The organism is Bacillus zhangzhouensis (assembly GCF_000715205.1).
In the GTDB taxonomy this organism is placed as follows: Bacteria; Bacillota; Bacilli; order Bacillales; family Bacillaceae; genus Bacillus; species Bacillus zhangzhouensis.
In genome coordinates this window covers 1-12,417 of the sequence record NZ_JOTP01000045.1, presented here as the reverse complement: position 1 = coordinate 12,417, position 12,417 = coordinate 1, and the positions used below count along the sequence as shown (strand labels likewise).

Annotated in this window: 12 protein-coding genes; 7 read left to right on the top strand and 5 right to left on the bottom strand. The window is 39.7% G+C overall.

Annotated features, from left to right (window positions below):
• Positions 1-105: 105 nt before the first annotated feature.
• Entirely contained in the window at positions 106-897 is a 792-nt protein-coding gene (locus BA70_RS18345; RefSeq protein WP_034325158.1) for a CAP domain-containing protein, read from the bottom strand.
• A 336-nt stretch (positions 898-1,233) separates the two neighbouring features.
• Here BA70_RS18345 and BA70_RS18340 point away from each other — a divergent pair, with 336 nt between their 5' ends.
• Together BA70_RS18340 and BA70_RS18335 are read left to right on the top strand one after the other, a co-directional pair.
• Positions 1,234-3,360, top strand: coding sequence for a peptidoglycan D,D-transpeptidase FtsI family protein (locus BA70_RS18340; RefSeq protein ID WP_034325157.1), 2,127 nt, complete (start codon positions 1,234-1,236; stop codon positions 3,358-3,360).
• A 155-nt stretch (positions 3,361-3,515) separates the two neighbouring features.
• Positions 3,516-5,345, top strand: coding sequence for a PAS domain-containing sensor histidine kinase (locus BA70_RS18335; protein ID WP_034325156.1), 1,830 nt, complete (start codon positions 3,516-3,518; stop codon positions 5,343-5,345).
• Between the two features lie 25 nt (positions 5,346-5,370).
• On the opposite strand, the gene BA70_RS18330 is transcribed toward BA70_RS18335, so the two are convergent.
• Positions 5,371-6,543: an aminotransferase A gene (locus BA70_RS18330; protein ID WP_034325155.1), complete on the bottom strand. Its 1,173-nt coding sequence runs from the start codon at positions 6,541-6,543 to the stop codon at positions 5,371-5,373.
• A gap of 292 nt (positions 6,544-6,835) precedes the next feature.
• Here BA70_RS18330 and BA70_RS18325 point away from each other — a divergent pair, with 292 nt between their 5' ends.
• A complete protein-coding gene (locus BA70_RS18325; protein WP_034325154.1) occupies positions 6,836-7,720 on the top strand; it encodes a cation diffusion facilitator family transporter in 885 nt (294 codons plus the stop codon).
• A 64-nt stretch (positions 7,721-7,784) separates the two neighbouring features.
• Here the strand turns inward: BA70_RS18325 and BA70_RS20385 are convergent, their stop codons facing one another.
• A complete protein-coding gene (locus tag BA70_RS20385; protein WP_017367142.1) occupies positions 7,785-7,937 on the bottom strand; it encodes a hypothetical protein in 153 nt (50 codons plus the stop codon).
• A gap of 301 nt (positions 7,938-8,238) precedes the next feature.
• Here BA70_RS20385 and BA70_RS18320 point away from each other — a divergent pair, with 301 nt between their 5' ends.
• The 3 genes from BA70_RS18320 to BA70_RS18310 all read left to right on the top strand — a co-directional run bounded on the left by BA70_RS18320 (position 8,239) and on the right by BA70_RS18310 (position 11,196).
• Positions 8,239-8,778 carry an RDD family protein gene (locus tag BA70_RS18320; RefSeq protein ID WP_034325153.1) on the top strand — a complete coding sequence of 180 codons (540 nt, stop codon included), beginning with the start codon at positions 8,239-8,241 and terminating at the stop codon, positions 8,776-8,778.
• Positions 8,779-8,903: 125 nt separating this feature from the next.
• Positions 8,904-10,214 carry an MFS transporter gene (locus tag BA70_RS18315; protein ID WP_034325152.1) on the top strand — a complete coding sequence of 437 codons (1,311 nt, stop codon included), beginning with the start codon at positions 8,904-8,906 and terminating at the stop codon, positions 10,212-10,214.
• Positions 10,215-10,287: 73 nt separating this feature from the next.
• On the top strand, positions 10,288-11,196 hold the full coding sequence (locus BA70_RS18310) for a chemotaxis protein (RefSeq protein ID WP_034325151.1): 909 nt from the start codon (positions 10,288-10,290) through the stop codon (positions 11,194-11,196).
• A 36-nt stretch (positions 11,197-11,232) separates the two neighbouring features.
• Here the strand turns inward: BA70_RS18310 and BA70_RS18305 are convergent, their stop codons facing one another.
• On the bottom strand, positions 11,233-11,694 hold the full coding sequence (locus BA70_RS18305) for a YkyB family protein (RefSeq protein WP_034325150.1): 462 nt from the start codon (positions 11,692-11,694) through the stop codon (positions 11,233-11,235).
• A 271-nt stretch (positions 11,695-11,965) separates the two neighbouring features.
• Positions 11,966-12,106, bottom strand: a complete 141-nt coding sequence (locus tag BA70_RS20725; protein WP_239646710.1) for a tyrosine-type recombinase/integrase — start codon at positions 12,104-12,106, stop codon at positions 11,966-11,968.
• Between the two features lie 145 nt (positions 12,107-12,251).
• Here BA70_RS20725 and BA70_RS19790 point away from each other — a divergent pair, with 145 nt between their 5' ends.
• A complete protein-coding gene (locus tag BA70_RS19790) occupies positions 12,252-12,392 on the top strand; it encodes an XkdX family protein (protein ID WP_078061770.1) in 141 nt (46 codons plus the stop codon).
• Positions 12,393-12,417 lie beyond the last annotated feature (25 nt).

Below are 12,417 nucleotides of genomic sequence, written 5' to 3'. Positions count from 1 at the left end.
TTTTCTATCACGCTTAAAATAATACAAAAGGCTAAAATAAAGATCATTTTAGCCTTTTGTCAACAATCTGAAATCCTGTCCCTCCGAGGGACAGGATTTTTCATATTATTTTCCGATGAATTGCTGCGTCCAGTAGTTGCCAGCTTTCACATAACCAACACCGATATGTGTATAGTTTTTGTTTAAAATGTTCGCTCTGTGACCTTCACTGTTCATCCATGCTGTTACAACTTCTTGAGGTGATCTTTGACCTTGGGCAATGTTTTCACCTGCTGTTTTGTAAGTGATACCGAATTTCTTCATTTGATCAAAAGGAGATCCGTAAGTTGGGCTTGTATGAGAGAAATAGTTTTTATCTTTCATATCTTGAGATTTTGCGCGCGCAGATTTGCTTAATTTTGAATCAACAGAAAGTGCCTTTAATCCTTGTTTTGCACGCTCTTTATTTGTTAGCTCAACCACTTCTTTTTCGAATGCATTTAAGCTGCTGTCCGCTTTTGTTGCAGTTGTGTCTTTTTGGTCAGCTTTTGTGTTGTTATTGTTTTGTTTTGCTGGAGTGCTTGGTTTAGAAGCAGTTGGTTTTTTCACTGATTCTTGTTTTTGTTCATTTTTAGCTTTGTTTACTTCTTTCACTACTTTTGTACCAGTAACAGGTTGACCACTTTTGATCAGCTTGTTTAATAGAGCTTCGATTTCTTTTTGATTCGATTTGCTTAGCTTGTTTACATCTGATGAGATATGTAATTTTGCAGCTAATGTATGAAGATCAATGGCTTGATGCTGTACGGGTACGACTTGTTTCAGGTTAAGCTCCTTTGCATCAGCTGAATGCCCTCCAGTGAACGTGATCAATGCAGCAGCTGTTAGCGCTGAAAAAAAGAATGATTTCTTCTTCATCATGTAACTCCTCCTAAAATCTTTGTTTTGTTTTCTCACAGAAAATCATAACATGGACTTTTTGTTATAAACATACCAGCATCCTCCATTGACAAAGTGTGTTTGTCATTTTTGTTAAAGTCATAGAAAGAGCCTCTTCACATCAAAGGATAGGGAATTCTTCCATTTAAAGAAAACGACATAAACATACCAATATTTTAAAGTGTTAGTATATTTTTTTTTATAATAGGGATTGACAGCTTTTTTTCACTTGTTTCGCTGTAACAACTATTACAAAAGTGTTACAATAATGAGTGATAATTGTAAAAGATTGAAAGGATGAGAGGAGCTACATAAGTGGGAGAGAAACAGCATCAAGGTGCTGCCGAGCAGAAAAAAATTAAGCGCCGGAACGCCTGGAGGATTAATCTCTTTTTCTTCGCTGTATTTAGTTTATTCGCTGTACTTGTGATCAAGCTCGGTGTGCTGCAAATCGTCAATGGTGAGGATTATAAAAAGCAAGCAAACCGAACAGAGGTCAAAACAGCATCATACCCGTCTCCAAGAGGAAAAATGTATGACGCGAGAGGAAGAGTCGTCGTTGATAACGAAAGTGTACCTGCTATCGTTTATACATCAGAAAGCGGTGTGAAAGCGGAGGATAAGATTAAGGTAGCAAGAAAACTTGCGACTTATATAAAAATGGATACTGATTTTTTGAGAGAGCGAGACATTCGAGATTTCTGGCTGGCCAGCCACCCGGAAGAAGCCGATAAGCTGATTTCAAAAGCAGAAAAAAAGGACATCAATGCGAAAGATGTCTATCCGCTTCAAGTGGAGCGTGTGCCAAAGAAAGAAGTAAAGGCCATTGAAAACGATGCAACCGAAAAAGCAGTTGCTGCTATCTATCGAAGATTTACAGGCGGCTATGCCTTTGAGCCTCAAATTGTGAAAGCAATGGACCCAAACGAAGAGAAAAAAGGGGACGAAAAAGTTGCTTTACTCGATGAAACAAAAGAATCAAAACAGACATCATCAGAGAGCTTGACATACGAAGAAATTTCACTTGTGTCAGAGCACCTTGATGAACTGCCTGGCGTGAATGTCATCAATGACTGGACAAGAAAATATCCGTATGAAAAGACCCTTTATAATGTACTTGGCGGTGTGACCACACCAGAGCAAGGGATTATTAAAGAACGTGAAGATTACTATATGGCAAGAGGCTACTCGCGAAATGACCGAGTAGGGAAAAGCTATTTAGAATATCAATACGAGGATTTTCTAAATCCAGAGAAAGCGACCGTTCAATATACACAAGTTGGCGGGAAGCTGCTTGATGAAATCAAGCGGACAGAGGGACGAAGAGGACTTGACCTTGCGCTGACATTTGATATGGAACTGCAAAAAGAAGTCGACAAGATCGTCGAATCAGAGCTTAGATCCGCCAGTGCAAGAAACTATATGATGGACCGCGCCTTTGTTGTCATGATGGATCCTAACACAGGCGACATTCTCGCCATGTCAGGAAAGAAGATGGACGGCAGAGATGTCACAGATTATGCCATTGGAAACTTTACAACGCAATATGAGATGGGCTCTGTCGTAAAAGGAGCCACTGTACTATCTGGTTATCAAGACGGAATGTCACACAATCAATCCTATATGGATACACCGCTCTACTTTGCAGGGAGTGGAGGAAAGGCGAAAAAGTCTTACAGTAACTTAGGATGGGTTAACGATCTTCGGGCGCTCCAAAAGAGTTCAAACGTCTATATGTTCCATGTGGCGATGAGAATGGCAGGTATCACCTACCAAAAGAATGGGCCATTACCAGCAAGACCTGAGCACTTACAAAAAATGAGAAACTACTATGCGCAATTCGGTCTTGGCGTGAAAACAGGGATCGACCTGCCGCAGGAATCAAGTGGAATGCAGACGCATCCTAAGACGGTCGGCGGGCTCTTGCTTGATGAAGCAATTGGGCAGTATGACACGTATACACCGCTTCAAGTCGCACAATACATGTCGACAATCGCCAATGGAGGCCACCGTGTTCAGCCAAGAGTGGTGAAAAGTGTTCACCTTCCAACGAATAAGGAAGAAGTAGGCCCGGTTGTGAAAAAATATGAGCCGAAGGTGCTGAATACCATTAACAACTCGAAAGCTGATATTGACCGCGTGAAAATGGGGCTGAAAATGGTCACATCAACAGGCGGAACTGCCGCTGGCCGGTTCGGTCAGCATGATGTAGCGGGGAAAACAGGCACAGCCCAAACCTTTTACTATGGCGCCAACCGCAGCTGGTGGGGAAATGCCACATACAATTTAACGTTTGGAGGATATTATCCTTCTTCTAATCCAAAGGTGGCTTTTAGTGTCGTGACTCCTTATGTCTCAGATAAAGATTCTGTCATTAAAACGATCCCGAGTAAAATTGTTGATACGTACGTTGAATTACAAAAAAAATACGAAAAGCAATAAACAGCAGAGAGCACAGCAAGAGAATGTGCTCTTTTTTGCTGAAAATATGGACGTTTCACTCGATTATGGGAGGAAAATACGGGTTTTCTAGCGAATCTTTTTTATACATCAATCTAAGGACAACCCTAAAAAAATAAAAGGAGGGTCGGACGACGATGGAACAAAAAATGAAAGATTCGAATCAGCTGTATTCGAATATTGATTTACATGCCGTTCTTTCTTCTAATGGCCGCTTTCTCTACATTTCTTCCAACTGTAAGCAGCTTTTGCTCTATGAACAAAAGGATGTACTAGGGTGTTTTTTGAAGGACTTTGTTCATAACGAAGATCAATTTCTCGTCGAAAGTTATTTCTACAATCAGCACATGCTAGAGATTTGCCACTTTAGACTGCTAAGAAGTGATCTTACAGCTGTTTGGATTGAAGCAAGCATTGATTTTGTTGCTTGTGATGGTTTAGACAACGAATTAGGTAGAGAAATGATCCTGAAAATGAGGGTGCTGGACTCTGAGCCTCAAAAAGCAGCATTTCAAACAACATCAGACGTGTCAGAACAGTCGTTAGGCAGTCTACCGGCTTTCCAAAATGTCAGTGAAGCTGAAAAATTGATTGCCATGCTGCCAAATCCGTTATGTATTACGGCGCTTGGGAAAATTGTTTATGCGAACGATGCGATGCTGCAATTAATGGGAGTATGCACAAGAGATGAAATGATCGGCAAGTCCGCGTTTGATTTTATTGCCGAGGAATACCACGACATTGTCAGAAACCGAATTACAAGGCTGCAGCAAGGCCTTCCGGTCGGAATGATTGAGCAAGAATGGAAGAGGAAAGATGGAAGCAGCATTCACATTGAAGTAAAGTCATCGCCTACAATCTATCAAAATCAGAGGGCAGAGCTTTTGCTCTTAGTGGACATCTCATCCCGTAAAAAATTCCAAACCGTCCTTCAAAAAAGCCGAGAGCGGTATCAGCTGCTTATCCAAAATTCAATTGATACGATTGCGGTCATCCATGATCATAAATGGGTGTTTATGAATGAATCGGGCATTAAATTATTTGAAGCCGAACATTACGATAAATTAATAGGAAAGGATATCTTTCATCAAATCCATTCTTGTGATCAGCAAAAAGTCAAAAAGAGCTTGTCGCGTATTATTGAAAGATCATCAGATTCTGAGATTGTCACGATGAGCTGCCATACGTTTAAGCACAAGCTGATTTATACAGAAATGGTTTGTATCCCAACAACATTCTTTGGAGAAACAGCCGTTCAAATTATTTTAAGAGATATATCCGAACGAAAGCAGACAGAAGAACTGATGCTGCGCTCTGAAAAATTATCGATTGCAGGACAATTGGCGGCGGGTATTGCACATGAAATAAGGAATCCATTGACGGCCATCAAAGGCTTTTTGCAGCTCATTAAACCGAAAACAAAAGATCGTGATCAATATTTTGACATTGTTTTCTCTGAGCTGAGCCGGATTGAAATTATATTAAGTGAGTTGTTAATGCTCGCGAAGCCGCAGCAAACTGCATCGATGCAGACCCTTGATTTGAAAAAAATCATCAGCGAAGTCACGGCTTTGTTAGAAACACAGGCCAACTTAAATGGAATATTAATGAACACAAGTGACATTGAGGAGGATCTCCTGATGAACGGGGATCAAAATCAGCTCAAGCAGGTGTTTATCAATTTAATCAAAAATGCTGTAGAATCCATGCCGGACGGAGGAAAGGTAGACATTACGGCCAAGGCAGAAAGAGATGGGATACTTGTCACCATTAGAGACGAAGGAGTCGGCATTCCTGAATCAGTCATGAAGCGAATAGGAGAGCCCTTTTTAACCACAAAAGAAAAGGGCACTGGACTCGGCCTCATGGTGACATTTAATATTTTAGAAAATCACAACGGGACGATCCGTGTCGACAGTCAGCCTGAGAAGGGCACCGTGTTTCACATCATGTTTCCTGCAAAATAAAAACAACGGCAAGAGAGCCGTTGTTTCATCCGTCTGTTGAATGTATAGAACGTTTTTCAAGTATAAATTGTTCTAGGCGGTCAAGTCCTTCTTTCAGCGTTTCAAGTGAATATGCATAGGAAAGGCGCACATACCCCTCGCCTAATGGAGAGAAAGCAGAGCCAGGTACGACAGCAAGTCTTGTACTTTCTAACAGCTCCATGCAAAAATCAAATGAACTCATCCCAAACGATTCAATGGATGGAAAAATATAAAAAGCGCCAGAAGGTTTAATGACCGGAAGCCCCATAGAAATGAGCCGATCATATACATAATCGAGTCTCTTCTTATATTGCTCTCTCATGATGAGTGCATCATCCACACCATTTGTCACGGCTTCAAGTGCCGCCTTTTGTGAGATAGCCGAGGCACAAGACACGTTATATTGATGTACTTTTAATACATGTTTAGCAATTGGAGCTGAAGCAAATAAAAAGCCAATTCTCCATCCGGTCATGCTATGAGATTTTGACAGTCCGTTGATCACAATGGTCTGTTCCTTTAGGAAAGAGGCAATTGAATGATGCGGGCGATCAAATGTCAGCTCACTATAAATTTCGTCGGATAAAATAAAGATGTCCTTTCCTTCAAGCAGCTGGGCAATTTCTTTCAATTCTTCATCTGAAAGTGTGACACCTGTTGGGTTTGAAGGGTAAGGGAGGACAACACACTTTGTCTTTTCCGTTAATGCATCCTCAATCAGCTTGGCATTTAATTTAAAGCCAGCATTCGTTGTGTCGATATGTACGGGCGTCCCGCCACACATTCGAATGATCGGTTCATAGCCAGGGTAAACAGGTCCAGGTAAAATGACCTCATCACCCTCAGTCAAAATGGTTCGAAACGCAGCATCAATTGCTTGACTTGCACCTGTTGTGACAATGATTTCTGACGCTGCATCATAATCAAGATTCACTTTCTTCTTGATGTAATGCTGGATCGCTTGTCTTAACTCTAGGAAACCAGCATTATGAGTATATGAGGTGAAATTCTCGTCAATGGCTGCTTTAGCAGCTGTTTTGACATGATGCGGCGTATAAAAATCGGGCTGACCTATAGTCAATGAAACGACATCCTCATATGACGATACGAGATTTGAAAATGTTCGAATGCCTGAAATTTCAATATCCTTTACTCTTGGATTCAGCAAATGCTCCATTTCTCATCACCTTAAAAATTTATGTTTTTATCCTATTTTACCATTCACTGCATAAATGTCACCTGCGGAAGGGCATTGGATATCATTATATGTAGTCTATTCTCCTATACATCACAGCATGTGTGATATATGAAGAAAGAGCAACATTTATTATAGCGTAACCAGCTCGGAAAATACAGGCTGTGATGAAGATGATTAGAAAACGTCAAAACTGCGTAAAATGAAAGAACGTGAGAATCAAGTCATGGAATTTGCTTTCACAGACATACGATCTCCTGAAGGAGGACGATAGATGGAACAATCAGCGAAGACATCGAAAATAGCGTTTCTATCCGTGATGAGTAACACATTTGTTGTCATCCTAAAAATCATTGTAGGGCTGTTAACTGGATCTGTTGCTGTTTTATCAGAGGCCATTCATTCCTTTCTCGATTTAATGGCATCTTTTATTGCATTTATTTCTGTTCGTATTTCAAGAAAGCCAGCAGATTCAAAACATCCTTATGGACATGGAAAAGTCGAAAATATTTCTGGAACCATTGAGACCCTGTTGATTTTTGTTGCTGGCATTTGGATTATATACGAATGTGTTCACAAATTAATGCATCCAGAGCCCGTCAAGCTGCCTGTTCTTGGCATTGTGGTCATGCTGTTAGGCGCGCTTATCAATTTTGTTGTATCGAGAGTCGTGAATAAAGAGGCAGAGCGAGTACATTCTGTCGCCATGAAATCGAATGCGCTGCATCTTTTAACAGATGTTTATACGTCATTAGGGGTGGCATTTAGTTTATTACTTGTGGCATTAACAGATTGGTATTTCCTTGATCCGATCATTGGTATGGTTCTGGCCCTCTTTATTATGCGTGAAGCGTTTAAACTCATGAAGGAAGCCTTCCCTCCACTTGTAGACGCTCGGTTAACACCGGAGGAAGAACAATCAATTGAAGCCATCATTCAAGCATTCAGCCAAGAATTTATTGAATACCATGATTTTCGAACAAGACGGTCTGGTGCAGAAGAATATATTGATTTCCATTTGATTGTGGATGGAAAAACAACCATTGAAGATGTTCACCAATTATGTGATCGAATTGAAGAGAGGATTCAGCATGAATTTCCGCATGCGCAAATCTTTATTCATGTGGAACCTGAAAGTGAAAGAAGTTCACAAACGTAAAAAAGGCGGTCAACCTACCTACAGGTTGTATCGCCTTTTTTTACGCTTCATCTATGAAATGAAATCAATATCCATAAGCAGTATCGTAATCTTCATACCAAGAGATATAAGCTGCGTCTTCATTTGACAAACCATGCTTCATGTCTAAAAAATCAGCTTCGCAAATATCTTCAATCACAGTCATTTCGTTGTTCTTTAATAGTACGACAGTTCCCATCATGAACACCTTTCTTTAAAAAATCCTTGACTATTGTACCATGTGAAGCCCGATTGTCAACAGAAGAATCGAGACAAGACAAAAATATCACAAAATGTTAAAAAATCAGGAGGTAAAAGAACTAGAAGTGCCATGATTTTCACAAATTTTCAGTATTTATTCACATAAATCCTTCAGGACAAACTGATCTAAAATATATGTAAAAGTGTAAAGCTCCATTGATCTTGCTATATTCATAAGATATAATTACGAATGATTATAAGAAATTTATAGAAAACATACATAATAAAGGAGAAATAGGATGGAAACAAACATAACAGAACCACACATTCAAGAAAAGAAGCATCCTGAGCTAGCAGGAGTGGGCTATCGTTTTCTTGCACACCTTTTGGACGGTGTCATTATCGGTGTTCCTTATTCCTTCATCATGTTTATTTTGGGGACACTCTTTTTTGTCTCAAGCCCAGAGGCAGCATTGATGTTAGACGATGACAGCTATTACTATTCCACAACCGTTATGACGGATGAAGAATGGGCTGTCATTATGGGACTTATTTTTTTCTACGTAGCAACGATCTTAATTGGTATCGTGGTGACATGGCTTTATTACGCCATTATGGAATCATCAAAACTGCAAGGAACTCTTGGTAAGATGGCTCTTGGGATCAAAGTCACAAAAGTAACGGGCGAAAAAGTGACATTCGGAAGAGCAACAGGCCGCTTTTTTGCAAAAGGCTTTTTGTCTCCAATCTTATGTATTGGCTACATCATTGCCTTTTTCACAGAGAAAAAACAAGCACTTCACGATTTGATTGCAAGTACCATTGTTGTGAAGAAATAATGAAAAAAAGCACCTCTGCTATATAGTAAGGGGTGCTTTTTGCATAGATAGCTTGTATGGAAGAGGGGAACGTCACATAAAGTAGATTGATAGTGAAAAATAAGGCAGGGAAGGGAGACAATATAGTGAGAACAGGAAAAAAGACCGTTCAGAAAAAAGGGGCAGGCTTCGGGCTGTTTTTGACAGCACCTGTTTTGGCCTGGGCACTATATGATTTCGCAAATACGATATTTTCATCAAATATGATCACCATCTTCTTCCCGTTCTATTTGCAGGAAACGATAGGGGACAGTGCGAGAATGGACCAGATCGCCAGTACCTTTATTTCTTATGCGAACGCACTAGCCAGCTTTTTCCTCGTGATTTTTACGCCTTTATACGGTGTGCTAATCGATCGTACAGGGAAAAAAAAGCGCTACATCACGGTGTTCACCCTGATTTGTATTGCTTGTACGTTGATGATGGGGATCTTTGCTGGGATTGATTTCTCAAACGAATGGTTTGGGCTGCCAGTCTCCTTATTAGTGGTCGTCACCTTGTTTGTGATAGCGAAATTTTTCTATCACTCTAGTCTTGTTTTTTATGACACGATATTACCTGACCTTGGGACAAAGGATGAAATACCTCTTATTTCTGGATTTAGCATTGCTGTCGGCTATTTAGGGACACTTGTCGGCCTCTCTGTTTATTTACTTGTTGGAAATGACCAGTTTCATGAAGCCTTTATCCCAACAGCTCTTTTATTCTTTCTCTTTTTTCTCCCCTTTCTCTTTTTTGTGAAAGACCCTCATCCGCTGCCACAGCAAGTGAAAAAAGCGTCTTTTTTCAGCGGGTATAAAGAGATTATTCGCACGTTTAAAGATATGAAGCAATACAAGCCAGCTTTTATGTTTATGATCGCCTTCTTTTTTATGAATGATGCCTTACAGACAGCGATTGCGATGATGGCTGTTTATGCCAAAATTATCATTGGCTTTACCGCTGGGCAATTTATTTTGCTTTATCTTGTGTCCACGATTTCAAGTATCATTGGCTCCTTTCTATTTGGATATATCACAAAAGCGATTGGGGCAAAGCGCTCGATTACAGTCGTTTATGTCATTTTAATCGTTGCGCTTATCCTAGCTGTGACAGCTTCAACCGAATGGGTTTTCTGGGTAGCGGGCAGTTTATTTGGGATCTCACTTGGCGCGAGCTGGGGGGCATCACGGATATTGATAATTGAGCTAACACCTAAGGAAAAACGAGGACAATTTTTTGGTCTCTTTGCATTTTCAGGGAAGGTGTCTTCAATTGTCGGACCGATCATTTATGGTTCAGTCACACTGCTATTTGCAGAGCACGGAAATTTCGCAAGCCGTCTTGCACTAGGGTCTTTACTCATCCTTGCAGCGATAGGACTTGTAATTCATCAATTCGTACGAGAGAAAGCGTAAAGAAACGTCAACTTTTTACCCATGCTGCCGATATAAAAAGTACAATCTTATATTGAAGAATAGAGGGATTTCCGTGGCTTTAAACAAACAAGAAATTTTACTTGACTCTGGTACAAATGAATTGGAAATTGTGAAGTTTGAAATTGGTTCAAATCAATTCGGCATTAACGTGATGAAAGTAAGAGAAATCATTCAGCCAGTTGAGGTGACGGTTGTACCGCACTCTCACCAAGACGTAGAAGGTATGATTAGTTTACGAGGCGAGATTTTACCAGTCATCAATCTATTTTCCTTTTTTAATGTCGAGTCAGATCAGTCCGAACAAGAGAAGTATATCGTGACTGAATTCAACCAACGGAAATTTGTGTTCCATACAGGAACGGTTTCACAAATTCACCGCGTCAGCTGGGAAGAGATTGAAAAGCCAACTGCACTCAATCAAGGCATGGACCGTCATTTAACAGGCATTATTAAGCTTGATGGGAAAATGATTTTCCTTCCAGATTACGAAAAAATCATTTATGATATTGAATCCGCTTCTGGAGTAGAAACGTATCATATGTTTGACGGTGAGAAAGACGAGAGAAGAACAGGGAAGAAGCTGTATGTCGTTGAAGATTCTCCGCTTCTCATGCGTCTATTAACGAATGAATTAACTGAAGCAGGCTATAAAAACATTGTGACCTTTGAAGATGGCAAACAGGCATATGACCACGTCATGGATCTTGTCAGCAAAGGAATCAGTGTGACTGACGAAATTGATATGATTATTACAGATATTGAAATGCCAAAAATGGATGGTCATCGATTAACAAAACTGCTAAAGGAAAACCCTTTAACAGGTTCCATTCCGATTCTTATCTTCTCTTCGTTAATCACTGAAGATTTGCGGCATAAAGGAGAAACAATCGGTGCAGATGATCAAATTAGTAAACCAGAAATTCATCAGCTCATTGAAAAGGTTGATCACTTTATTATCTAAAGAAAAAACCACTCGGCCTGAGTGGTTTTTTTCTGTTTAAAAATAACTTTCCCCGAGTCGTTTAAAGACGGGTTTCGTATAATGTGATTTTTGTTTTGTAGCGGCAGGTTTTTCTTTTAAACCGACATACGTTTGAAGGATGTGCTTTGCTCGGTTTAATGACATATTCGCTTTCGGATTGCGATATGATTGATTTAAATTTCCTAAGTGTGGCAAAAATTCGAAGTCTTCTTTGGTTGGTGGCAGGTGAAAATAATAATCTCCAATTTCAATCAGCACGTCTGACTGTTGTTGACTATATTTGGGATTGTTAGAGAAATGTAGGCCCACTTTTTTTCCTTTACCTTCTTGCAATATTTTTTGCAGCGCACGTTTTTTCAAAAGATAAAGAAACTTGGGATTTGGTGCGGTTTTAGCATGGCGGTTAACAGTATAAATGGCTTTTGCGATGTTTTCTGCTGTAGGTTCTATGTCTTTAGTATGAGCATAATCGTCCATTTTTTCTCTCCTTTGTCTTTCGTCTTCCTGTGCTTAGTATAAATTATACGTTTTTATTAGTAAATTGCAAATAGAGTTATTGTAAAAAGAAAACCTTTGGTATAAAGGGATTAGGGAGGGTTAGAAATTTAATGTTTTAGAATCCCCCCCAAAACATCCCCCAAATTATAAATTCATAGCCTCTTCAAAAACTTCAACTGATTCTATTTCTAATTCTTCGAAAGTATGGATATATATGTCATTGATCATTTGAGGGGAATTTCCAAGACGATCAGGCAATTACTTTGACTGGTATTCTTTTGCTTATCAGTATAGTCGCATGCGTATGTCTTAAACCATGAACGGTAATTTTCTCTAGTTTTTGATTATCGGCAACTGTATTGACAGCATAATTAAGTGAGTTAGGTGATATAGGTTTTGCGTTTGTCCGACTAATTAATATGAAATCTTCTTCTTTTAAAGGATGACCAAAGGAAAGCTTTAACGTCTGAAATAGAGATCATGCAGAAGGAAATAGCCGAGCTTTATTACTTGCTTGCGGTAGGCGGTGAATCATCATGACTGATTGGTTTAGCATAATCAAAAGTTTTTATGATAGAGAATTATGGTCAAAAGAAATGGTGTATAACACCGTTGCGGCTGGGAGAATTAAACCGGAACAATATGAGGAAACCACAGGTGAGCCATACGAGGTATAGGCTTATTTTTTACGTTTATGGCGGG

Excerpts from the sequence above, each read along its gene's own strand:
- BA70_RS18320 (WP_034325153.1), top strand. The coding sequence starts at position 8,239 with ATGGAAACAAACATAACAGAACCACACATTCAAGAAAAGAAGCATCCT.
- BA70_RS18335 (WP_034325156.1), top strand. The coding sequence starts at position 3,516 with ATGGAACAAAAAATGAAAGATTCGAATCAGCTGTATTCGAATATTGAT.
- BA70_RS18330 (WP_034325155.1), bottom strand. The coding sequence starts at position 6,543 with ATGGAGCATTTGCTGAATCCAAGAGTAAAGGATATTGAAATTTCAGGC.
- BA70_RS20385 (WP_017367142.1), bottom strand. The coding sequence starts at position 7,937 with ATGGGAACTGTCGTACTATTAAAGAACAACGAAATGACTGTGATTGAA.
- BA70_RS19790 (WP_078061770.1), top strand. The coding sequence starts at position 12,252 with ATGACTGATTGGTTTAGCATAATCAAAAGTTTTTATGATAGAGAATTA.
- BA70_RS18345 (WP_034325158.1), bottom strand. The coding sequence starts at position 897 with ATGAAGAAGAAATCATTCTTTTTTTCAGCGCTAACAGCTGCTGCATTG.
- BA70_RS18325 (WP_034325154.1), top strand. The coding sequence starts at position 6,836 with ATGGAACAATCAGCGAAGACATCGAAAATAGCGTTTCTATCCGTGATG.
- BA70_RS18305 (WP_034325150.1), bottom strand. The coding sequence starts at position 11,694 with ATGGACGATTATGCTCATACTAAAGACATAGAACCTACAGCAGAAAAC.